Source organism: Paenibacillus konkukensis (assembly GCF_023523925.1).
GTDB classification, from domain to species: Bacteria; Bacillota; Bacilli; order Paenibacillales; family NBRC-103111; genus Paenibacillus_S; species Paenibacillus_S doosanensis.
Genome location: NZ_CP027059.1, coordinates 874,142 through 895,923, shown reverse-complemented (window position 1 = coordinate 895,923; position 21,782 = coordinate 874,142). Strand labels below are relative to the sequence as shown.

General features: G+C 55.3%; 20 protein-coding genes. 18 read left to right on the top strand and 2 right to left on the bottom strand.

Translation table 11 applies throughout. From position 1 onward, the window contains the following. Positions 1 to 45: 45 nt before the first annotated feature. The 5 genes from SK3146_RS03830 (at position 46) to SK3146_RS03810 (ending at position 4,714) form a co-directional block, all read left to right on the top strand. A complete protein-coding gene (locus tag SK3146_RS03830) occupies positions 46 to 1,422 on the top strand; it encodes a sensor histidine kinase (protein WP_249863835.1) in 1,377 nt (458 codons plus the stop codon). Then, entirely contained in the window at positions 1,419 to 2,072 is a 654-nt protein-coding gene (locus SK3146_RS03825) for a response regulator transcription factor (protein WP_249863834.1), read from the top strand. Before SK3146_RS03830 ends, SK3146_RS03825 begins: the two co-directional genes overlap by 4 nt. A gap of 133 nt (positions 2,073 to 2,205) precedes the next feature. Beyond that, on the top strand, positions 2,206 to 3,282 hold the full coding sequence (locus SK3146_RS03820; RefSeq protein WP_249863833.1) for a Gfo/Idh/MocA family protein: 1,077 nt from the start codon (positions 2,206 to 2,208) through the stop codon (positions 3,280 to 3,282). A gap of 77 nt (positions 3,283 to 3,359) precedes the next feature. Further along, positions 3,360 to 3,857 carry a hypothetical protein gene (locus SK3146_RS03815; protein WP_249863832.1) on the top strand — a complete coding sequence of 166 codons (498 nt, stop codon included), beginning with the start codon at positions 3,360 to 3,362 and terminating at the stop codon, positions 3,855 to 3,857. A 125-nt stretch (positions 3,858 to 3,982) separates the two neighbouring features. After that, on the top strand, positions 3,983 to 4,714 hold the full coding sequence (locus SK3146_RS03810; RefSeq protein ID WP_249863831.1) for a YhcN/YlaJ family sporulation lipoprotein: 732 nt from the start codon (positions 3,983 to 3,985) through the stop codon (positions 4,712 to 4,714). Positions 4,715 to 5,018: 304 nt separating this feature from the next. Here SK3146_RS03810 and SK3146_RS03805 read toward each other — a convergent pair whose 3' ends face one another. Beyond that, positions 5,019 to 5,702: a response regulator transcription factor gene (locus SK3146_RS03805; protein WP_249863830.1), complete on the bottom strand. Its 684-nt coding sequence runs from the start codon at positions 5,700 to 5,702 to the stop codon at positions 5,019 to 5,021. A 163-nt stretch (positions 5,703 to 5,865) separates the two neighbouring features. Here SK3146_RS03805 and SK3146_RS03800 point away from each other — a divergent pair, with 163 nt between their 5' ends. Continuing rightward, entirely contained in the window at positions 5,866 to 6,129 is a 264-nt protein-coding gene (locus SK3146_RS03800; RefSeq protein ID WP_249863829.1) for an aspartyl-phosphate phosphatase Spo0E family protein, read from the top strand. A gap of 147 nt (positions 6,130 to 6,276) precedes the next feature. Here the strand turns inward: SK3146_RS03800 and SK3146_RS03795 are convergent, their stop codons facing one another. Beyond that, positions 6,277 to 6,594, bottom strand: coding sequence for a winged helix-turn-helix transcriptional regulator (locus SK3146_RS03795; RefSeq protein ID WP_249863828.1), 318 nt, complete (start codon positions 6,592 to 6,594; stop codon positions 6,277 to 6,279). A gap of 349 nt (positions 6,595 to 6,943) precedes the next feature. On the opposite strand from SK3146_RS03795, the gene SK3146_RS03790 reads away from it, so the two are divergent. The 12 genes from SK3146_RS03790 (at position 6,944) to SK3146_RS03735 (ending at position 21,781) form a co-directional block, all read left to right on the top strand. Then, positions 6,944 to 7,849: an ATP-binding protein gene (locus tag SK3146_RS03790; RefSeq protein WP_249863827.1), complete on the top strand. Its 906-nt coding sequence runs from the start codon at positions 6,944 to 6,946 to the stop codon at positions 7,847 to 7,849. Between the two features lie 33 nt (positions 7,850 to 7,882). Beyond that, positions 7,883 to 9,796 carry a nitric oxide reductase activation protein NorD gene (locus tag SK3146_RS03785; RefSeq protein WP_249863826.1) on the top strand — a complete coding sequence of 638 codons (1,914 nt, stop codon included), beginning with the start codon at positions 7,883 to 7,885 and terminating at the stop codon, positions 9,794 to 9,796. Between the two features lie 100 nt (positions 9,797 to 9,896). Beyond that, positions 9,897 to 11,072: a formate-dependent phosphoribosylglycinamide formyltransferase gene (gene purT, locus SK3146_RS03780; protein ID WP_249863825.1), complete on the top strand. Its 1,176-nt coding sequence runs from the start codon at positions 9,897 to 9,899 to the stop codon at positions 11,070 to 11,072. A gap of 57 nt (positions 11,073 to 11,129) precedes the next feature. Next, on the top strand, positions 11,130 to 11,621 hold the full coding sequence (locus SK3146_RS03775) for an acyl-CoA thioesterase (protein WP_249863824.1): 492 nt from the start codon (positions 11,130 to 11,132) through the stop codon (positions 11,619 to 11,621). 69 nt (positions 11,622 to 11,690) lie between these two features. Continuing rightward, entirely contained in the window at positions 11,691 to 12,479 is a 789-nt protein-coding gene (locus SK3146_RS03770; RefSeq protein WP_249863823.1) for a TIGR00266 family protein, read from the top strand. A gap of 48 nt (positions 12,480 to 12,527) precedes the next feature. After that, positions 12,528 to 12,800 carry a hypothetical protein gene (locus tag SK3146_RS03765; protein ID WP_249863822.1) on the top strand — a complete coding sequence of 91 codons (273 nt, stop codon included), beginning with the start codon at positions 12,528 to 12,530 and terminating at the stop codon, positions 12,798 to 12,800. Between the two features lie 75 nt (positions 12,801 to 12,875). Then, positions 12,876 to 14,585 (top strand): sensor histidine kinase, encoded by a 1,710-nt coding sequence (locus SK3146_RS03760; protein ID WP_249863821.1) that lies wholly within the window; start codon positions 12,876 to 12,878, stop codon positions 14,583 to 14,585. A gap of 4 nt (positions 14,586 to 14,589) precedes the next feature. After that, positions 14,590 to 16,119 carry a response regulator transcription factor gene (locus SK3146_RS03755; RefSeq protein WP_249863820.1) on the top strand — a complete coding sequence of 510 codons (1,530 nt, stop codon included), beginning with the start codon at positions 14,590 to 14,592 and terminating at the stop codon, positions 16,117 to 16,119. 100 nt (positions 16,120 to 16,219) lie between these two features. Then, positions 16,220 to 16,930: an ABC transporter ATP-binding protein gene (locus SK3146_RS03750; RefSeq protein ID WP_249863819.1), complete on the top strand. Its 711-nt coding sequence runs from the start codon at positions 16,220 to 16,222 to the stop codon at positions 16,928 to 16,930. Next, positions 16,857 to 17,954 (top strand): efflux RND transporter periplasmic adaptor subunit, encoded by a 1,098-nt coding sequence (locus tag SK3146_RS03745; protein WP_249863818.1) that lies wholly within the window; start codon positions 16,857 to 16,859, stop codon positions 17,952 to 17,954. Before SK3146_RS03750 ends, SK3146_RS03745 begins: the two co-directional genes overlap by 74 nt. Positions 17,955 to 17,965: 11 nt before the next feature. Beyond that, entirely contained in the window at positions 17,966 to 20,890 is a 2,925-nt protein-coding gene (locus SK3146_RS03740) for an ABC transporter permease (protein ID WP_249863817.1), read from the top strand. Positions 20,891 to 20,893: 3 nt separating this feature from the next. Continuing rightward, positions 20,894 to 21,781: an ABC transporter ATP-binding protein gene (locus SK3146_RS03735; RefSeq protein WP_249863816.1), complete on the top strand. Its 888-nt coding sequence runs from the start codon at positions 20,894 to 20,896 to the stop codon at positions 21,779 to 21,781. Position 21,782 lies beyond the last annotated feature (1 nt).

The following is a 21,782-nucleotide window of genomic DNA, read 5'->3' as shown; positions in this document are numbered from 1 at the left end:
CTGCAAGCGGGATTCGCATATAGGTTGACTGGAGTGTCGGTTTCGATGTTGTTTGTGCTTATCGGTTTGTGGACCATCGGTCTCCTGCTGATCGTGACGGACCCGAAGCGGCAGACGACGCGCTGGATTGCCAGCATCGCTTTCACTGGAGGGTCGGGGGGGCTTTCGGCGGTCATACATGATGACGTCATGCCGTTCTTCTATGATCAAGGCTGGCTGACCGAGCCCGTTGCCGGGATGATGACGCAGGCGGAAACAATCTGCTCGCTCGTCTGCTATTACGGCTTGCCCTATACGTTTCTTATGTTCACCGTAGTGTATCATCCCCATTATTCCTCATGGTCGCTGCGGAAAAGATGGGTGCCTTGGGCGCTGCTCATCCCTGTGCTGGTTTCGTTCGCCTTCGAGCCGTCGGCCGATGATCCGATTCCATATCGGTTCGTTACGCTGTGGACGACGCCGTATATTTTAGCAGGGATTGCTATTTTGATTCACGCAACGGTGAAAGAGAGAAATTCGTTTCTGCGCAAGCACCGGATGCTGACGACGCTGGCTGCGGCGCCTACGCTGTTTTTTGCCTTATTTACCTTATATGTTCTTCCTACGTATTTCGGATTGTACGAATGGTGGCGGTATAATGCCTGGGTGATCGGGTTTACCCTAACGGTCATCTTGTTCTCCAGCTTTCGCTACGGTTTTATGGGATTGCAAATTTCAATTCAAAACCAGAAGCTCGATTACACGCTGCGGGCGATTACGTCCGGGACGGCCATCCTCAATCATGCGATCAAAAACGACGTAGGCAAAATCCGGCTGTTCAGCGAAAAGATCAAGTCGGAGGCCGGGCAAGCGGATGAGGAGCAGCTGACGCAGGATATCGAGGTCATTATGAACGCTTCCCAGCATATTTATGATATGATTTACCGGATTCAAGGTCAGACGCAGGATGTTATTTTGCATGAAGAGGAGCTGCGGCTGGACCGGCTGCTGGAGCAAAGTATGGAAGCGATTATGGCGCCCTCGCTCGGTTCCGTCGAAGCCGTCAGGGAGCTGCGCTATACCGGCAGCATTCGCGGGGACCGCGCCCAGCTATCGGAAGTATTCACTAACGTGATGACCAATGCGGTGGAGGCGATGCCGCAGGGCGGTCGGCTTACCGTAAGGCTGACGGAATCGAAACGGAACATCACGGTCGAAATCAAGGATACGGGCGCAGGGATGGACAAAAAACAGCTGAAGCGAGTTTTCGATCCTTTTTATACGACCAAATCGGGGAAAAAGCTTAATTTCGGTCTCGGCTTGTCGTACTGTTATTCTGTCGTTCAAAAGCACAAAGGAAGCATGACGATAGACAGCAAGCAGGGGGCAGGGACATCGGTATTCATTAACTTTCCCAAAAAGAAGGGGGGCCGCGGAAGATGAGCGTCATACGTGTCGTCATCGTGGAGGACGATCAGGACTGGCTTCGCGGATTGACCGGCTACTTGAGCAAAGAAGGCGATATCGGCATCGTCGGCACCGCTTCTTCCGGTCAGGAGGCCGTAGAGCTGCTTGAGCAGGTGGAGGCGGACGTCGTGCTGATGGACATTATGATGTCGGATAGCCCGGACGGGATTTGGGCAGCGGCCGAAATCGTCCAATGCACCGGAGCCCGAGTGATCATGCTGACGTCGATGGAGGAGAAGGAGCTGATCTTCGAAGCCTTCAAGGTCGGGGCGGTCGACTATATGGTGAAGTCCAATTTCACCGAAATTCCTCAGGCGATCCGCAACGCCTATGCGAACCGGAGCTCGATTCATCCGAGCGTAGCCGCGCAAATGCGCGAGGAGTTCAAACGGCTTAAGCGGCTGGAGCATGAAGTCCGCGTCAAAGAACTGAAAAATTTGCTGACGCCGACGGAAATCCAGGTGCTGGATTTGATAGAGAAGGGGCATACCCAGACGCAAATAGCCGATAAATTCGTCGTATCGATCCGTACGATTAAGGTCCATGTCGGCAATATTTTGCGCAAGCTGGGCGGCAAAAGCAGCAAGGAAGCCGCGCAGAAGGCGAAGGATATGGGGATTCTGTGAATGCTAAAACGGCGTTGAATGCGCTTTTCTGCGCTTCAAGCCGTTTTTTCGGCATAGCAAAAAATTACGGCCATGTGGTATATTTAAGATCGGTTTACGAATAGCGTTTTATTGATGGGAGGATGGAATGGCCATGGATGCCAATAACAAAATACAGATCGGCCTGATCGGGGCCGGCAACATCGGGAACGTTCACTTGAACGAGCTGAAGAAGCTGCCGGAAGCGGCGGTTATCGCCATTGCCGACGCATTCCTGCCGCTGGCGGAGTCGAGAGCGAAGGAGCATGGAATCCCTCATGTTTATGCGAACTATAAGCAGCTGCTTCAGGATGCGAATGTAGACGCGGTAATTATCGCCGTTCCTAACGAGATGCATGCCGCCATTGCCATACAGGCGCTTAACGCCGGAAAGCACGTGCTTCTGGAGAAGCCGATGGCGATCAATGCCGCTTCGGCCAAAGAAATTGTCCAAGCGCATAAGAAATCGAACAAAACATTGATGATGGCTCATCAAATGCGGTGGGAACCGATTCATATGCAGCTGAAAGAGCAAATTGACAAGGGCGCGTTGGGTCATATTTATAATGTGAAAACAGGCTGGCTTCGTCGCAAAGGCATCCCGGGCTGGGGGACGTGGTTTACACAAATGTCCAAATCGGGCGGCGGCCCGCTGATCGATATCGGCGTTCATATGCTGGATCTGTCCCTGCACTTTATGGGCAATCCGAAGCCGGTATCGGTATTCGGCACGACTTACGCCGAGTTCGGACCGAAGCGCCGCGGCATCGGCACCTGGGGAACGCCGGATTGGAACGGCAGCTACGACGTCGAAGATTTGGCGACGGCGCTGATCAAGATGGATAACGGAAGCACCCTTTCGCTGGATGTGAGCTGGGCGGCCCACACCGACATGCTGGACAACCAACCGTACATCTACGTGATGGGGACCGAAGGCGGAGCATCGCTGCGCGGCGGCAAAGGCAAGCTGCATACGGAGTTGTTCGATCGTACGGCCGATGTCGAGCTGCAACCGGGAAAAGAAGGCGACGAAAACTCGCGCGTCCGGTTAAGCCGGCATTTCCTGGAATGCATTCGCGACGGCAAAGAGCCGCTCACGTCCGGTCTGTCCGGATTAACCAACAGCATGGTGCTCGAAGCGATCTACGAATCCTCCCGAAGCGGAGAAGTGGTCAAGTTGGATTGGAACTAGGTCTTTAAAGCTGGCCCGGTGCCGTCAAGCGATAACGAAGGCATTAGCATTAGGCAGACAATAGGAGTGAGAAGACTATGGTTATGTCATTCGTTGAAATGAGACGAGTCCCATCCGAGTGGCTTCAGGAGCGTCTGGAGACGATCAAGCAGCTTAAGGAGGATTCGCTCGAGCTGTATGAAGTCGCCAAGGATAAATTGACGGGAGAGCATTATCTCCACTATGCTTATATTCATAAACAAATTGCGGCGATAGGGCCCGAGAGCAGCGGGGAAGAAAGCTTTCACCATCTGATGCCGATCGACAGCGACGATGTATTGGGACTGGTTTTCGGCGAGCAGTCTTTCGATTATCCGGAGCACTGGAAGAAGGCGTTTTTGCGCAACGGTCCCGACGGGGATTACGTATGGTTCGACCCTTCCTATACGGAGCAGGAAAGCGAAAGCGAGGAAATCGGAGCCAGCCTTCAGGAGCAGCTTCTCCGGTTCAAGCAAGCTCCGGAACGTTCGGAGGAAGCGGTCCGCAAGCTGCTGGAGGAACTCGACCGGACGCTTGGCCGGGACGATAACGGTTAATGATAAGGGAGCCCTTATGATTCGATAAGCGGCTCCTTTTTTCGTTCTTTAACGTACTGCTGCATATTTTCCCGCGCATAACTCATCCTAATCATGTAACCGACGAGTAACAGAGGAGGGTGACCATGCGCAGGATACATATGCTTATTACGATAGGGCGGATCGGCCTGGCGGCAGGGCTGTTGTTTGCCGTCGCAGGCTGTAACGAGAACCGCAACAAACAGCTGGGCGGGGGTTTGGAATCCAAGGATCATCATGCGTTGTACGATCGGAGCAGCCTGAATAACGAGAATGAGACTCTGGGAGTCAAACCGAAGTGGGAGAAGCAGCAGAACTCCGGTCCGCAGCCGGACAACCCGGGAGCTCTTAGGCAGCTGGATATGACCAATCCTCACCTAACGAAAACATTTCGTTTCGCTCCGGAGATCTCGTCCCGCCTGGAGCAAATGCCGGGCATCGATAAGGCTACGGTTCTGTTTACCGAGAACAACGCTTACGTCGCTTTGGTGATGGACGGCCATGACGTCGATAAAGAAGCGCATCAAGACATGAAAGCACACAGCTTCAGCCCGAAAGGCGGAGTGGGTTTATTCGGAACCGATAAGGGGGCGAACCGGATTAACTGGACCGAGACTGGCGGACTCAGCCATTCGACGGCCAGCCGGATAACCGGGCAGATCATGGCATTGCAGCCTTCAGTGCAGAGAGTGTATGCTTCGGCTAATCCGAATTTTGTGCAGCGTATTCGTTTTTACGAAGCGGAAAGCGGTAAAGGCGTCGATGCATCCGTCTATATGAACGAATTCAATACGATGATCCAGCGTGTATTCCCAAGCGATACGAATACGCGCCGGTAACGGCAAAAAAACTCCTGACGGCGCCGCTTGGCCGGTCAGGAGTTTTATTTTTGTTTAGGAAATGATGCGCAGCCATTTCCTGTGGATATCCGGGGGCTCCCCGAAAGTAATTGGAATAAGCTTCAGAGCATCACGTCACTACCCTGGAAATTACTCTTGGTACCCCATTTCCATTGTCTGTGGTGCCGCGTCGGCGGCATGGATGGCTTTTGGGGGATTTGTTCTTTGCCGAGACCAAAGAATCCGATTTCAACAACGATTGGAGGATCGAATGGACGCCGCAGCGGACTTTTTCGCCACCCTTTTAGGGCTCGAATTTATAGCCTACGCCCCACACCGTCTTAATATGCTTGGGATCTTTCGGATCCTCCTCGATTTTTTTACGCAAATTGGTTATATGTACATCGACCGAGCGCTCGGTTACGAATGAGTCGATACCGCGAATTTTATTGAGCAGCTCCTCCCTGGAAAACACTTTGCCCGGATGCAGCCAAAAATGCTTCATCATCTCGAACTCCGAATAAGTCGTCTCCACAATGCCGTTACGGCCGTATACGCAGCGTTTCTCGGTATCGACCCGTATGGTTCGGGCTTCGGCGCGCACCGGTTCCGAGGAGGCTTTATTCATGGTCGATCTGCGCAGAAGGGCTCCCGTACGCGCGGCCAGCTCTCTCATGCTGAAGGGCTTGCATAAATAATCGTCGGCGCCGATGACAAGCGCTTTGACTCGCTCGGACACTTCGCTTTTGGCCGATATCATCATAATCGGAACGGAGGACAGCGTCCGGAATTCGCGGCATAGCTCGATTCCGTTCATATCGGGCAGCATGACATCCAGGATAATCACATCGGGATGAACCGTTTCGAACAGCTGCTTGCCCTGTTTGCCGTCGGGAGCGAAGCGGACTTTATAATTCTCTTCCGATAAGTAGATGGAAATCATATCGGCAATGCTTTGATCGTCTTCAATCAATAAAATGGTTGACATGAATTCCTCCTCCAAAAAAATATTTATTTCAAAGGTGACATTGTTAGGAAAGTATGAAGAATTTTAGCCAAAAAGCATCCAAAGTCTGCAACTTTTTTAAAACTATTCCATCATAATATAGATAATCAGTATATACAGTATATTTACTGTAACTGAAAAAACAATGAAGGACAAGCTTGTATTTGTCGAAGAGTCGTGTCAAATTGATGAACACAGGGAGGTTGATTCCATGCTGGTCTCGGCTCAATTAGAGCGTAAAATCCGCTTGTGCAATAGGGCTTTGGAACAATTGATTTCTGTGAACGGCTATGAATTGACAAGTCCTGATGTCGTGGAGAAGAGCAAGGAATTAGATCAATTGATCGTGATGATCATGCGTAAACAAGTGGAGCAGAAGAAAAGCAAACAATACCGCGAAACCACATAAAAATCAGCTGCCGACAGGCGAGCAGAACAGTGCCCGAATCAGCAGCCGATGATATACCGCCGCGCAGACGCTTTTGCAGCGGACTGACTTTGGCGGAGAAATGGAATGAAACTAGGCGACCGGTGACGGATCGTCTTTTTGTACGTCTTATTTCAACCACTGTTCGCCCCATAAATGAACTTCCGCCATGACGGGCTGCAAGGCCTTCCCTTTATCCGTCAGCTCGTATTCGATCCGTACGGGAGTTTCGGGGTAGACGTGACGGTATATAATGCCGGAGGCTTCCAGCTCTTTGAATCGCTCGGCCAGCATTCTGTCGCTCATTCCCGGAATCATTTCCGAAATATCTTTAAAGCGTCGAGGACCGCTCAGCAGCGACTGGATAATCAAGCCTGTCCAGCGTTTCCCGAGCAGCTCGAATGCAGCTTCGAATTTGGGACAAAGCTGATAATCGTGATCGGCCATGGATATCATCTCCTTCATGATTATAGTTTAACATAAGTTACTTGATAAAAGTAAGCCCTTTTCAGAAAAGCCTAAGATCAGCATTTCCCATTCGGATTTATCCGATCCGAGCAAGCGGATGGATTCATTGATGTTATTATACAGCTTAACGAATGATTTGGCATGTATCCGCGGTGAAAAAATGGAAAATACAGCGTTAACAAATTGAACCTTTGTCCGCCAAGCTGACGGCGGAGTGACGAGTCAAGCTTTTTTGCCGCTCAATTTGACATAAACGGTTGAAAAATATCGGTTGTTGCAGTATAACAACGATAGGTAAAAGACGCTTTAAACGAGAGGATTAGATAACATGATAGTTACAGACCGATGGTCGGATTCGAAGCTTCCCGCGCCTCTGCTGAAACAAATACTGGAGAAGAGGGAGTTTCTCCGCCATTCGCTGGATGCGGAGTCGCTCGCTTTAATCGGCGAGGACGCCTACCAATCGCCCGATGACCACGTGCTGGAGGATGCGATCGTAGCGCTGGCACTCGGGAAAAACGTGCTGCTCAAAGGCCCGACGGGCTCGGGGAAAACGCGGCTGGCGGAAACGTTGTCCTACTTGTTCGGCTATCCGCTGCATTCGGTCAACTGCTCGGTCGATCTCGATGCGGAGGGATTGATCGGCTTCAAAACGCTGGAGGTTCTGCAGGGGCAGTCTCAAGTGAAGTTTGTGGACGGGCCGATCGTCAAGGCGATGACCCGGGGGCATTGGCTGTATATCGACGAGGTGAATATGGCCAAGCCGGAGACGCTGCCGCTTATTAACGGCGTGCTCGATCATCGGAGAACGATAACCAACCCGTTCACGGGCGAAGTGATCCGCGCCAAGGAAGGATTTCGCGTCATTGCCGCGGTCAATATCGGTTATGTAGGAACGGTGCCGATGAATGAAGCGTTGAAAAACCGCTTTGTCGTCGTCGACGTCCCGTATCTAGCGGGCGACAAACTGCTGCAGCTGCTGAAGGAACGTTCGCATTTGTCGGCGGACGATCAGCTGCGGCGCTTCGTCCGTCTGGCCGCGGAGCTGCAGGAGCAGATCCGTTCCGGGCAGCTGTCCGATGAAGCGGCATCCGTACGGGCGCTGCTGGATGCGTGCGATTTGGCCGCCTACATGGCGCCGCTGCGGGCCGTCCGCAGAGCGATCGCCGATAAGCTGGACGACGAGCGGGAGCAGGCATTGGTGAACAACCTCGCGGAAACGTATTTCGGATGAAATGCGATAACCGGCGGGTAATAAGGAGAGCTTATGCGTTTTGTTGAAAATGAGGTAGACGCGTTTCTGCACATGCAGCTGCTGGATTTGGCCAAGGCGCTGTCCGGGCTGGAGGAGCTGCGGCTGGAGTTTTCCTATCATTCCTTCTATGACGATCGGGAAAAGATGATTGCGGTCAGCCAGTTTTGGAGCTATTATCCGGAGGAGACGAAGCTGGCCGGAATGAAGACGGATGTGTATTTAAGGGCCGCAGGCAGCGCGTGGTTTACGGATTCGCGGGCCGTGGCCGGCTACCTGGACTGGTCCGAAGGCCACCTGCTGTCCCGTCTGGCGCGGCAGTTGCTGGCCTTGTGCGAGGAAATCCGGTTAACGGCTATCTGCATCCGACTCAGGCCGGGGACCGCCTCCGGTTTCAAGCTGCGCAGCCAGATTCTCGCCAAGCATTATGCGGCCAAGAGCGACGGGCATTTCGGCCGCAAGGAGCTGAGCGACGCTCTGCTGTGCGCCGCAGCCGCCTTGCTGCACGGACAAGCGGCGGAATCGCTGCTGCTTACGGCTCAAGGCTCCCCGCAGCTGCTGGAGCCGCTGAATCGCTGGCTGCGGGCCGTCTCGTCGCTAAGAAGCACGGTCGAGGCGGCGCAGCTGTGCCAAAGCGTCGTGGAGCGGTGGATGGAGCTTGGCTCCATGGAGAGCGATTGCCGGGTCGGCTATTACTCGCTGCTTCGCCATAACGGGACCGTGCAGCCGCTGTCCTGGGACTATATCGGCGAGCTGAAGCGCAAGAAGAAGCTGAAGAGCGGCGAGACGCTGCCGCTGGAGAAACGGGAGGAGCCGCAGCAGAAGGGCGAGAAGCTGCCGAACTGGCATCGCGAGACGAAGAAGCAGGAGCAGACGCTGCTCCGCTTCGATATCGAGCAGGGCTCCGGCACCGACCTGTTAAGCGACCACGTTCGCGAAGCGGACAGCGACGATCAGGCGCTCGGCATTGCGCAAGGAGCGTCCCGGGCGGCGAACCGGAACGAGCCGGAGCTGCCGTCGCTAGAGCCGCTGGACCGCATTGAGGGCGGTCCGGCCGGAGGTGCTGAGCCGTACGGCCGGCTGAACCGCAAGGCGAGGCCGGTGTACAGGCAGGCGGAAGCGCCCGATTCGCGGGCGCTGCTGGACTATGCGGAGATGAAGCGGCAGGTGGAGCCGATCGCAAGCAAGCTGAAGAAGACGATTCGAATGACGATGGAGCAGAAACGCAGCGCCCCGCGGGGAGAACGGCTGTCGGGGCGGCTCGGCCGCAAGCTGGTGCGCAGCGCGTGGGAGCCGCTGCCGCGGCTGTTTTACAAGCGCAGCCAGCCTGCCGCGGAGATCGACGCCGTTTTTTCCTTGTTGGTCGACTGCTCCGCTTCCATGTATGATAAAATGGAACGGGCGCATCTCGGCATTGCGCTGTTCCACGAATCGTTGACTCAGCTTTGCATTCCGCATGAAGTGATCGGCTTTTGGGAGGATGCGGACGAGGTGACGGAGGAAGCCGCTCCGAACGTATTTCGGATCGTTACCGATTTCGCGGGCAGCCTGACAGACCCGTCGGCCGGCGCCAAGCTGCTTCAGCTTCAGGCGGAGCAGGATAACCGGGACGGCTATGCGATCCGGATTGCGTCGGAGAGGCTGCTGCCTCGACCGGAGAAGCAGAAGGTGCTGCTCGTATTCTCAGACGGAGAGCCGTCGGCCTCCGATTATCATGAGGAAGGCATCGTAGATACGTGCGAGGCCGTTCTTCAGGCAAGAAGACGGGGCGTGGAGGTCATCAGCGTATTCATTGGCAGCGGGTTTATTAAAGACACGGAACGCGAAACGATGAGAAATATTTACGGAAGGCACAGCGTGCTCGTACCCGACGTTTCCGAGCTTGCCGGGCAGCTTGCCCCTATACTGCGCAGACTGCTGCTCCGCTAATCGCACGGCTTATTCGCCGGTCTTGCGGGCGGTGCAGTCATACATAAGAAAATGAATGGTTACAGATGCAAGTATTCTCGCTTCGGGAGGAAGGATAATCATGTACGGTTCACCATTATCAGGACAGGCCAAGAAAATGCTGCTGCTCGGCTCCGGGGAGCTCGGCAAGGAAGTCGTCATTGAAGCCCAGCGGCTCGGAGTCGAGACGATTGCCGTCGATCGTTACGAGAACGCTCCGGCGATGCAGGTGGCGCATCGCTCGTATGTGATCAATATGCTCGACGGCGAGCAGCTGCGCCGGGTGATCTTGCAGGAACGCCCGGATCTGATCGTTCCGGAGATCGAGGCGATCGCTACGGACGTGCTGGTCGAGCTTGAACAAGAAGGCTTCCGCGTCGTTCCGACGGCGACGGCGGCGCGGTTGACCATGGACCGCGAAGGCATCCGCCGGTTGGCTGCGGAAACGCTGCAGCTGCCGACGGCGAAGTATGAATTCGCCGACAGCCTGGAGGAATTGGAGGCGGCGGTCGCCAAAATAGGCACGCCGTGCGTCATTAAGCCGATTATGAGCTCCTCGGGCAAGGGCCAGAGCGTCTGCCGCACGCCGGACGACGTAGAGGCGTCGTGGAACTATGCGATGGAAGGCGGCCGCGCCAAGAAGACGCGAGTCATCGTCGAGCAGTTTATTCATTTCGAATCGGAGATTACGCTGCTTACGGTGCGCTCGGCTTCGGGAACGACGTACTGCGCGCCGATCGGCCATGTGCAGAAGGACGGCGATTATATCGAGTCCTGGCAGCCTCATCCGATGAGCGAGCGGCAGATCGAGCTGGCCCGGCAGATTGCCGGAACGATTACCGAGGCGCTCGGCGGAACGGGCATTTACGGCGTCGAGCTGTTTTTGGGCAAAGACGAGGTGTATTTCAGCGAAGTGTCGCCGCGGCCCCACGATACGGGCATGGTGACCATGGTGACGCAAGATTTGTCCGAATTCGCGCTGCATGTCAGAGCGATTCTCGGCTTCCCGATTCCGACGATCCGTCTGCTGACGCCGGGAGCGTCCCATACGCTGAAGGCCGGGGAAGAACGGCAGCAATTCCGCGTGGAGGGCATCGGGCAGGCGCTGGCGCTTCCCAATACGCAGGTGCGCGTCTTCGGCAAGCCGGAGACCAAGGCAGGCCGCAGAATGGCGGTTGCGTTAAGCACGGCGGACGATGTGCAGCAGGCTCGTCAAACGGCGGCCGAAGCCGCCGCTCTATTGAAGCTGAGCTACTAAACGAATTATTTTTCGTGAGCAGGCTGTTTGTCAAAACAACAGGAGGTGTCCGGGATCATGACTGACGAAGCCAAACCGGCAAGCTTGTCACGCTCGACGATGACCGATATTATATTTCCTTCCGATACGAACTATCACGGGACGATGTTCGGAGGCGTCGTCATGCGGTATATCGATAAAATCGCGACGATTGCCAGCATGCGCCACTCGCGGCGAGGCGTCGTTACGGCATCCAGCGACAGCCTCGATTTTCTCGCTCCGGTAAGAGTCGGGGAGGCCATCATGCTGGAAGCGTTCGTTTCCTGGACGCACCGCAGCTCGATGGAAGTTTACGTCAAGGTGCAGTCCGAAAACTTGTTTACGGGAGAGCGGAAGACGACGGCGACCTCGTTTCTGACGTTCGTGGCGCTGGACGACGAGGGCAAGCCGACTCCCGTTCCCGCCGTCATCCCCGAAAGCGAAGAGGAGCTTAAGCTGTTCGCAAGCGCCGAGGAGCGGTACCAAGCGCGGAAAAAGCGCAAGGAGGAGCGCGGTCCCAAGACCGTCTGAGCCAGGCTGCTCAAGGCAAGACTTGCCAAGCCGAGGTATGATATAGTATGAAGCGGGAGGGATTGCCAAATGAACGCTCATGAAATCGATTATCAAATTGTCGGTTCGGAAATGCAATATGTGGAAATAGAGCTCGATCCGGGGGAAAGCGTCGTAGCCGAGGCGGGCAGCTTAATGATGATGGACGGCTCCATCCATATGCAGACGATTTTCGGAGACGGCAGCGACGATGACAAGGGGTTTGTCGGCAAGCTGTTCGGCGCGGGCAAACGGCTGTTGACCGGCGAAAGCTTGTTCATGACGCTGTTTACGAACCATGGCCGCGGGAAGGAGAGAGTGTCCTTCGCTTCGCCGTATCCGGGGCATATTCTGCCTATGGATTTGTCGCAGCTCGGCGGCAGGCTGATCTGCCAGAAGGATGCCTTTCTTTGCGCCGCCAAAGGCGTATCGGTAGGGATCGCTCTGCAGCGTAAGCTGGGTACCGGCTTCTTCGGCGGAGAAGGCTTCATCATGCAAAAGATCGAGGGAGACGGACTGGCGTTCGTTCATGCCGGCGGGGCGATCTGCGAGAAGGTGCTGGCTCCGGGAGAGCTGATCCGCGTGGATACGGGCTGCCTGGTCGCCATGACGCAGGATATCGATTATGATATCGAGTTCGTCAAAGGAATCAAGACCGCTATTTTCGGCGGGGAAGGCTTATTCTTCGCCACGCTGCGAGGGCCGGGACGGGTATGGATTCAATCGCTGCCGTTCAGCCGTCTGGCAGACCGCGTGCTTTCGGCTACCCGCGCGGGCGGCCGTAAAGAAGAAGGCAGCATTCTCGGGGGAATCGGCAATCTACTTGACGGGGATAAGTAAAACAAGCTATTATTCAAAGATAAATACATAAGAGAGGTGCTGAGATCAATGGCATATCAACCACAAGTCGTCGATGCCAAAATTGTCAGCCACAACCAGAAAAATGGTTTGTTTGAAATTGTGGTGAACTTGAAGGACCGCACTTCGTGCCGACTTATATTCGAGAAGGAAGCAGCATCCGGCGAACCGGTTTTGACGCATGTCAATCGTCTGCTCAAAGAGCCTTGCCCGATTTGCCGCAAGGATTTCTTGTGCAACTGCATGTCGAGCTATAAAGACGAGCTTGCGGCTCAAGCGATTCAAATGGCAGGAACGCCGTAACGAAATGAAACCCGTGAGCTTTAAGGCTCATGGGTTTTTTTCCAAATTTGAGAGGTTTCGGGAGATTAGACGCGCATGTTTCGTCTGCTAATTTATGTGTTGCTCGTATGCACGTTGTCCGTGCTTGCCACCGTTACGTTCTATTCCCGCCAATTGGCGGAGAAGGAGCGCCTCGAAATGTCGGGACAGGTCGCGCGTCTGCACGAACAGACGCTGCAAAGACTGAAGCAAACGTTTGCCGAGCTGGACGGCATAGCCCGCAGCATTGGCGGCGATCCTTATGTGCAGCGGCTGGCCGACGCTTCGCTAACCCGCGATTCGGCGGAGGAGAGGACGCTCAGAGACTATACCGACATGCTTATCAAACAGCAAATCTCGCAGATGCCGTATATATCGGATTTATGCGTCGCGGTGAACGATAAACGCTATATCATTTGCACGAACTCCGATGCGGCCGGCGCGCTGCTTGACGTTCAGCCGGGCGCGCTTCAGAAGCAGGATAGAGTTATCGTGCGCAGACAGGCGGAGGACGATGTGTCGGGTCCGGCGGAAATGATCTATGCGGCGCCTGTAGCGGACCGCAAAACGAATGTGGTCAGAGGTTCGGTGCACATGATGATCGATATGGATTCGCTGATGAAAGACATCTATGGCAAGTGGCCGCTGCTGCGCAACCAACTGCTGGATCAGGACGGCGCGACGATGTACAGCAGGTTCTCCTCGGCCTATAACGGGGATGTCCGAGAGCCGGAATGGGCGACGGCGCAGGACGGACAGACCCAGTGGAAGGGCGATGCCGTATGGTCCCAGCTTAAGGTGGAACTGCCCGGGACGGTATGGACGTCGCGAATCGAAGCTCCGCAGAGCTTGGAGCATGCTCACGGACAAGCTTTTCGGCAGACGCTCGCACTGGCGATCCTGCTGCTGCTGTTTGTGATCGGTTTAAGCGCTTACTTGTTTCGTCATTTTTTTACGACCCCGATGCTGCATCTGCGCGCATTGATGAATCGGGCGGAGCTCGGCGATTTCAAAGCGTATTGGGTACGTAAAAGCAGCCGCGAATGGAGCGAGCTCGGAGAGAGCTACAACCAGATGCTCAACAGGCTGGAAGAGCTGATCAAGCAGGTAAAGAGAGAGGAATCGTTGAAAAAAGAAGCGGAGATGGAAGCGCTGCAATATCAGCTGAACCCTCACTTTTTGTATAATACGCTCAATACGATCAAATGGGTGGCGAAGATGCATCATACGCCGCAAATCGCCGAGGTCGTTACCTCGCTGGTAAGGCTGCTGCAGGCGAGCTTGGGGAAAAAGGGAGATTTCATCACGATCCGCGAAGAAATCGGGCTGATTCGCGATTATATGGAAATTCAATCGTTTCGCTACGGCGATCAAGTGCGGCTGGAATGCGAAGTCGATTCGCTGACTAACGGCTGCCTCGTTCCCCGCATGATTTTGCAGCCTTTAGTTGAGAATGCGATTATTCACGGAATCGAGCCGGGGCGAAAAGGGGGACTTATCGTTATCCGCATCTGGCTAGACGTGCAGCGTGAGCTTCTGCTGTGCCAAGTAGAAGATAACGGAATAGGTATGGAGAGCGAGCCGCTGCGGCATGATAGCGACGCGGCCGCGATGAGGGAGCGGATGAGCGGTATCGGACTGAAGCATATTCGGGAAAAAATCCGTCTGTATTACGGAGACGGCTATAACATGAGCATTATAAGCAAGGCGCGGCAGGGAACGACGATACGTTTGACGCTGCCGGTGCATCAAAGCGAGGTAGGATAAGCCCATGATGAACGTACTGATTGTCGATGATGAGCCGATCGTGCGCAAAGTGCTCAAAACGATGATCCGCTGGGAGGAGCACGGCCTGCAATGGGCGGGCGAAGCGGCCGATGGCCTGGATGCGTGGGAGTTTGTGCGCAGCGGCCGCGTCGATCTGATCGTTACCGATATTCTAATGCCCCGAATGGACGGCTTGGAGCTGGTCAAGCGGCTGAAGGAAGAGGGGGCGGATGTCGCTATCGTCGTGCTCAGCTGCCTGGACGATTTCGCCTATGTAAAGGAAGCGATGAAGCGGGGGGCCCATGATTATATATTGAAGCCGACGATGGAGCCGGAGCAGCTGGCGGTTATTTTGGGCGAGGCCAGGGAAGCTCTGCAGAGCCAACGGACGGATAAAGCGCAGCGCGAGCGGCTGCATCGCGAACTGCAGCAGTCCAAGCAGGCCCAATGGGGCCTTAGGCTGCAAAAAACGTGGATCAGCGGGGAGCCTGACGAAGAACTGGCGAACGAATGGTTCGGGGCGGGCGCCGAAATGGCCAGCTTCATGATTTATTTCGCGCCCGGCGCAGCTCTGCCGGTACTCGGTTGGCACTGGCCTGATGCGCTCGCTTATGTGTCGCTGAGCGAACAGCGGCTGCTGCTTTTCTATGACAAGCCGGGGAACGGCGGAGGGCTCGCGGACTTTCTCGGTGGAGAGGCCGGGCTCATGCCGGAGTCGTACTTGATAACCGAGGTTGCGGGCATTCGCTGCGCCGAGCAGCTGAGAGACGTTATCGCGATGCACGAGAGCAAGCGCCACGGCTATTTCTATGGATACGAGGCGGCGGACGGGACGGACCGGGAAGCGGCCGACGGCTTCGCGAAGCAAGCGGCGGAAGGGCTGCTTCCGCAGGAAGAGAAGCAAAATTTGCTGCGGGCCGTTGCCGGGATGAACGAAGAAGCGATGAACTATTGGTCCCGGCAAATCGGGGAGCGCCTGCTGCAGCTGCAGCCTGCCGTCGATGCGGCGTACGCGTTCGTGTACGAGCTGCTCGGCCAGGCGGCCGCATTCGCTAGGCAGCAGACGGCCGCGGATTTGGAGCCGTTCGAGCGGAAGTATGTTACGGCCGTCTCCGTGCAGTCGCATCTGCGGATGGATTCCCTGGCGGCATGGCTGACGGAGGCTTGTCGCGTTTTAGCTAGGCAGCTGCAAGCGAAGCCGCTGCCGGTCTCGCGCAATCCGTTCGTCCGCAAGGCGATACATTATATGGAGCGTCATTATCATCTGCAAATCAGCACATCCGACATTGCCGAGCATGTCAGGCTCAGCCGCAGCTATTTGAGCGATTTGTACGGCAAGGAAACCGGCGAATCGCTGACGGAGACGCTTACGGCCATCCGGATTGACGAAGCCAAGCGTCTTTTGACCGCAGGCGAGCGGAAAGTGTATGAAGTCGCGGAAGCCGTCGGCTTCATCGACGCCAAAGCGTTTGCCAAGACGTTCAAAAGAATTGTCGGATGCACGCCGAAAGAATACGAGGAACAGAACAAATAGACACCAATTCCTAACAAATTGGTGTCTATTTTTATGCGATGGAAAAAGTTACATTTATGATAGAGAACGCTTACATGAAAAAGGGGTGCAATCCATCGATATGAATTATCCGTTATTGAAACAATCCGCTGCGGAGCCGATTATCCAGGCGCTCGGCGTAACCCGGACTTTCGGTAAGGGAAGCGGGGCCGTTCATGCGCTTCGCGGCGCCAATCTTAGCATTTCCGCGGGGCGGCTTGTCGCTTTGAGAGGACGATCCGGCTCCGGGAAAACGACGCTGCTGAACATGCTCGGGGCGCTCGACCGGCCGACCGAAGGGGCGATCTATTTCATGGGAAAGGACGTCACCGTCATGTCGGACAAAAAGCGCAACGAGCTGCGCCGCACGCAGCTTGGCCTCATCTTTCAGTCCTTCGCCCTGGTGCCGTATATGTCGGCTTATGAGAACGTCGAATTCGGCTTGCGCATCGCCGGCGTCCCTTCGTCGAAGTATCGGGAGTATTCGGAGCAGGCGCTCGATTTTGTCGGGCTGAAGGCGAGAATAAAGCATCGCCCTTATGAGATGTCGGGGGGAGAGCAGCAGCGCGTCGCCATTGCCCGGGCGATCGCTCACCGCCCGAAGCTGCTGCTGGCCGACGAGCCTACCGCGGAGCTGGACAGCCGGATGGGGCTGCAGGTCATGAAGGTGTTTAAGGATCTCGTCCAGCAGGAAGGCATGACGATCGTCTTAACGACGCATGATCCGGCGATTATGGAAATCGTCGATCAAGTATACGCATTGGAGGATGGGCACATTGTGGAAGAAGGCTAATCACCGGCATAAGCCGTTCATTATGGCGGCGCTGGCCGCATCGGTATTGGCGCTGCCGGGCTGCAGCCTGCTGCCCAAAGAAGAACAGGCGCTGCAGCCGCCGCTGGTCAAGCCCGTCAAGGAAAACTTCGAGCTTTACGAAGTGAAGAAAGGGACCATTACGAAGCAGATTAGCGGCGTAGGCACCTTCGCTTCCGACAGGCTGCAGTATTTGTCCTACCCCGAATCGGGAGGCAGATTGACCGCAATCAACGTAATGCTCGGCTCGGAAGTGGCGAAGGGCGATGTAGTGGCGGAGCTCGACAAAGGAGAGATTGAGGGGAAAATCCGTCAGCAGGAGCTGGTCGTGGAGAAAGCCAAGATCGCTCTGGAGCAGACGAAGGATGAGAAGCGCGGAGACGCTCTGGCCATTCGTTCCAAAGTCCTCGACGTCCAGAAGGAGGAAATACAGCTTGATATGCTCCGCCAGCAATTGGCCAAAACAAAGCTCATTTCCGACGTGGACGGCATTGTCACTTACATCGATTCGATTAAGCAGGGCGATGCGGTAACCGCTTACAAAACGATCGTAAGCGTCTCCGATCCCAAGTCGATCAAGCTGGTATACGAAACCGCCAATACGAACGATCTGACCGGCATTCAGGTAGGCATGACGGCCGAATTAAAGATTAAATCGACAAGTCTTCAGGGGAAAGTCGTCCAGATTCCGGCTACCGCTCCACAATCCGATGTGAAGGCGATCGCCGATAAAAACGCCAAGTCCATCGTCATTGTCCCCGATCGCCTTCCCGACGAGGTGACGATCGGCACGAATGCCGATATTTCCATCGTGACCGAGCAAAGGGAGAACGTCCTCGTCATTCCGAAGGTCGGACTTCGTTCCTATTTGGGGCGGGATTATGTTCAGGTGTTGGAAGGAGAGAGCCGCAAAGAAGTGGACGTGGAGAAAGGCATCGTGTCGGCCACCGAGGTGGAAATCCGCAAGGGGCTTAAGGAAGGGCAAAAGGTGATTTTAAACAATTGAGGTGACGGGTCTTGGCAATTCTTGTGATGATCATGCGCAAAATGATCAAAAACAAATGGCTTGAATTCAGCCTGCTGCTGGGCCTGATCATCTCGGTCGGACTGGTCAGCAGCATGCCCATTTATACGAACGCCATTTTGCAGCGGCTGCTGGTGAAGGACCTTGAGCTTCTGCAAGAAAACACTTTGCAGTATCCTGGCATCTTCTGGACGTCCACCTACATTACGGGGGAGCTTAAACCTGCCGATGCGAAGCAAGCGATTCGCGATGCGGACGATTATATGGTTCATACGGCGCAGCCGCGCTTTCAGCTTCCGATCAACTCGTACGTCATCGAACGGGCGACGGACAAATACAATCTGGTGCCTGCGGACGCCGGTAAAATCGACGGCACGGTCAAGCGGCTCGCCGACATCACCGCGCTGAGCGATCTGGAGGATCACGTCAGGCTGATCGACGGCAAGTTTCCGGCGGCGGAGCCGGTGAACGGCGTTGTCGAGGTCGCAGTTGTCGATCAGGCGCTGACGAATCTGAAGATGGTCGTAGGGCAGGAGTATGAGATAGATGACGAAGCGGCGCCGCAGAAGTTCCGTTTCAAAATCGTCGGAGTGATCGACCGCAAATCGTACGACGACGTGTATTGGTACAACGCGTTGTCGAGCTATAACTCGAGCCTGCTCGCGGCATTCCCGTGGTTCGAGAAAAATGTGAACGAGGAGCAGCGGCTGATGCTGCGCTCCAGCATCTGGTATACGACTGTCGATTACAGCCAGATGAAGCTGGATTCCATACCTAGATTCATCCAGACGTATCAGCGGACGGAAGATTTCCTTAGCTCGAAGTTTCCCAACTATTCGATGAAGGCTCCGGCTCTGCAGACGTTAAACGGTTATTATGTCAAAGAAGAGAAGCTGCGGACGATGCTCTGGTCGCTGAACGTGCCGGTCATGATTATGCTCGCGTACTATTTGTTCATGGTATCGAATTTGATTACGGAGCGGCAGAAGACCGAAATAGCCGTTCTGCGCAGCCGGGGCGCGAGCAGACTCCAGATTATTCTGGGATACGCGGTCGAGGGGCTGCTGCTGGGCGGCATCGCCCTCATCGCCGGCCCGATGTCCGGTCTTGCCTTAACCCGGATGCTCGGGGCCTCCAACGGCTTCCTCGAATTCGTGCAGCGGGCGGCGCTGGACGTACGGCTGAACCGCGAAGCCTATCAATACGGAATGATCGCGGTGCTGTGCTCGCTCGCAATGACGCTGCTTCCCGTGCTGTTCGCCACAAGAACGAGCATCGTCGGTCATAAGCAGCAGATGGCCCGCCAATCCAAGTCCTCGTTTTGGCACAAGTACTTTTTGGACCTCATTCTGATCGGAATCGCGCTCTACGGGCTGAAGTCGTTCGAGCGCAGAATGGCCGATATGCAATCGCTGGGCCTGGAGGCGAGCGATCTGCAGATGGACCCGCTGCTGTTTCTTGTGCCGGCGCTATTCATCCTCGGAGCCAGCTTCGCCATGCTGCGCATTTATCCGTGGATGATCCGCGGGATTTACGGCGCCGGACGCCGTTTGTGGCCTCCGTCGCTATATTCGACGCTGCTTCAGGTAGGCCGGTCGACGACGCAGTACCAGGCGATCATGGTGTTTCTGAGTGTTACGCTGGCTACGGGCCTGTTCAGCGCAAGCGCAGCGAGAACGATTAATAAAAATGCCGGAGAGAAAATCATGTACGGCAACGGGGCCGATATCGCGATGCAGATCAAATGGGAGGATGACGCGCCCCCGCCTGGAATGGATATGGAGGAATCGGATGACGCGGATGATCAAGACGCCGGGGCGACCCCGGTCATCCCGGAACCGAAGAAAAAGATTCAGTATTCCGAGCCGCCGTTTTTGCCGCTGACCCAGCTGCCGGGTGTCGAGCATGCGGCCAAAGTGTTTACGAAGCCGGAGGCCCAATTTACGGTCGGCAAGGAGAAGGGAACCGCCACCATGATGGGGATCGATACCGACGATTTCGGAAATACGGCCTGGCTGCGGGACGGACTGCTGGATCATTATTTTAACGACTACTTGAACCTGCTCGCTTCCAATCCGCAAGCGGTGCTTATTTCCCGGACATTAGCGGATCAGTTCAATGTGAAGGTAGGCGACCATCTGTACGCGGGGTGGAACGGGGTAGAGAGCACGATGTTCAATATATACGGCATCGTCGATTATTGGCCGTCCTGGAATCCGAATCCGAAGTATGCGGATAAGTCGGCAAGCTCAAGCGGCTCGGCGGCAGGCGCTAAAGCGAAGAAAGTGCTGGCTCCGATGCTTATCGTCGGCCATTTGTCCTATATCCAGAATAATATGGCTCTCGAGCCGTATGACGTCTGGCTGAAGCTGAAACCGGACGCTTCCAGCCAGCAGCTGTACGACGCGCTGGAAGAGAAGAAAATCCCGGTCACCAAGCTGACCGACGCCAAACAGGAGCTGATCAAATCCAAGAATGATCCGTTTCTGCTGGCTATCAACGGCGTGATGACGCTAGGGTTTATTATTTCGATCGTTATCAGCTTTTGCGGCTTTTTGTTGTACTGGATTTTGTCGCTCATGAGCCGGGTGCTGCAGCTTGGCATTTTGCGGGCTATGGGCATATCGTTCAGGCAGCTGATCTTTATGCTGATCGGCGAGCAGCTGCTGACATCGGGGGCCGCTATCGCGATCGGGCTGCTCTCGGGCAGTCTGACGAGCCGGTTATTCGTGCCGATGTTCCAGCTCTCGCTGCAATCGTCAAGTCAAGTGCCGCCGTTTCAGGTGACGTTCGACCCCCGCGACCAACTGCAGCTGTACATCATCGTGAGCGTGATGCTGCTGATGGGACTGTTCATTCTCGGCACCATGCTGTCGCGGATTAAAATTCATCAAGCTGTGAAGCTCGGGGAGGATTAGAACATGATACATTGCGATAACCTTGTCAAAATATATAAGGTCGCCGACCTGGAAGTCGTAGCTCTGCAAGGGTTGGATCTTCATGTGGAGCCCGGCGAGCTGATGGCGATCATCGGCAACAGCGGCAGCGGCAAATCGACGCTGCTGAATATGCTGGGGGGGCTGGATCGCCCTTCGGCGGGCCAACTTCAGGTGGACGGCAAAGATTTGCTCAAATTCACCGAGAAGGATCTCGTCAAATACAAGCGGGAAACCGTCGGTTTCGTCTGGCAGAACAATGCGAGGAACTTGATTCCTTATCTTACGGCGCTGGAGAACGTGGAGCTGCCGATATTGCTGCAGGGCAGACGGAAGCGGGAGCGGGCGCTGGAGCTGCTGGAGGCGGTCGGCCTCAGCCATCGTATCAAGAACAGGCTGAATCAGCTGTCCGGCGGCGAACAGCAGCGCGTAGCGATCGCGATTGCACTCGCGAACAATCCGAAGATGCTGCTTGCGGACGAACCGACCGGTTCCGTAGATACGAAGATGGCGAACCAGATTCTCGATTTGTTCCGCGACTTGAACCGGCGGATGGGACTTACGGTCGTTATCGTTACGCATGATCCGCTGCTGGCGAAGAAGGTGGACCGCGTCGTAGCGATTCGCGACGGCAAAACCTCTTCGGAGATTATCCGCAAGAAATCGTATGCCGACGAGCTGGCGGAGCTGGAGCGGGGCGTGCAAGTGGACGAAGAGGATTCCCATGTGGAGTACGCCGTACTGGATAAGTCAGGACGGCTGCAAATACCGGGCGATATGCTGCAAACGATCGGCATACAGTCGTCCAATAAGGTCCGGGTTCAGGTGGAGGACGGACGCATTGTGCTGCTGCCTCCCGAGGAGAAGGAGTGAA

Bases quoted from the DNA above. Each gene is read 5' to 3' on its own strand.
- SK3146_RS03785 (WP_249863826.1), top strand. From the start codon at position 7,883: ATGCGTTTTGTTGAAAATGAGGTAGACGCGTTTCTGCACATGCAGCTG.
- SK3146_RS03805 (WP_249863830.1), bottom strand. From the start codon at position 5,702: ATGTCAACCATTTTATTGATTGAAGACGATCAAAGCATTGCCGATATG.
- SK3146_RS03795 (WP_249863828.1), bottom strand. From the start codon at position 6,594: ATGGCCGATCACGATTATCAGCTTTGTCCCAAATTCGAAGCTGCATTC.
- SK3146_RS03790 (WP_249863827.1), top strand. From the start codon at position 6,944: ATGATAGTTACAGACCGATGGTCGGATTCGAAGCTTCCCGCGCCTCTG.
- SK3146_RS03755 (WP_249863820.1), top strand. From the start codon at position 14,590: ATGATGAACGTACTGATTGTCGATGATGAGCCGATCGTGCGCAAAGTG.
- SK3146_RS03830 (WP_249863835.1), top strand. From the start codon at position 46: ATGTTGTTTGTGCTTATCGGTTTGTGGACCATCGGTCTCCTGCTGATC.
- SK3146_RS03815 (WP_249863832.1), top strand. From the start codon at position 3,360: ATGGTTATGTCATTCGTTGAAATGAGACGAGTCCCATCCGAGTGGCTT.
- SK3146_RS03800 (WP_249863829.1), top strand. From the start codon at position 5,866: ATGAAGGACAAGCTTGTATTTGTCGAAGAGTCGTGTCAAATTGATGAA.
- SK3146_RS03750 (WP_249863819.1), top strand. From the start codon at position 16,220: ATGAATTATCCGTTATTGAAACAATCCGCTGCGGAGCCGATTATCCAG.
- purT (WP_249863825.1), top strand. From the start codon at position 9,897: ATGTACGGTTCACCATTATCAGGACAGGCCAAGAAAATGCTGCTGCTC.
- SK3146_RS03810 (WP_249863831.1), top strand. From the start codon at position 3,983: ATGCGCAGGATACATATGCTTATTACGATAGGGCGGATCGGCCTGGCG.
- SK3146_RS03825 (WP_249863834.1), top strand. From the start codon at position 1,419: ATGAGCGTCATACGTGTCGTCATCGTGGAGGACGATCAGGACTGGCTT.
- SK3146_RS03760 (WP_249863821.1), top strand. From the start codon at position 12,876: ATGTTTCGTCTGCTAATTTATGTGTTGCTCGTATGCACGTTGTCCGTG.
- SK3146_RS03765 (WP_249863822.1), top strand. From the start codon at position 12,528: ATGGCATATCAACCACAAGTCGTCGATGCCAAAATTGTCAGCCACAAC.
- SK3146_RS03775 (WP_249863824.1), top strand. From the start codon at position 11,130: ATGACTGACGAAGCCAAACCGGCAAGCTTGTCACGCTCGACGATGACC.
- SK3146_RS03735 (WP_249863816.1), top strand. From the start codon at position 20,894: ATGATACATTGCGATAACCTTGTCAAAATATATAAGGTCGCCGACCTG.
- SK3146_RS03820 (WP_249863833.1), top strand. From the start codon at position 2,206: ATGGATGCCAATAACAAAATACAGATCGGCCTGATCGGGGCCGGCAAC.
- SK3146_RS03770 (WP_249863823.1), top strand. From the start codon at position 11,691: ATGAACGCTCATGAAATCGATTATCAAATTGTCGGTTCGGAAATGCAA.
- SK3146_RS03745 (WP_249863818.1), top strand. From the start codon at position 16,857: ATGATCCGGCGATTATGGAAATCGTCGATCAAGTATACGCATTGGAGG.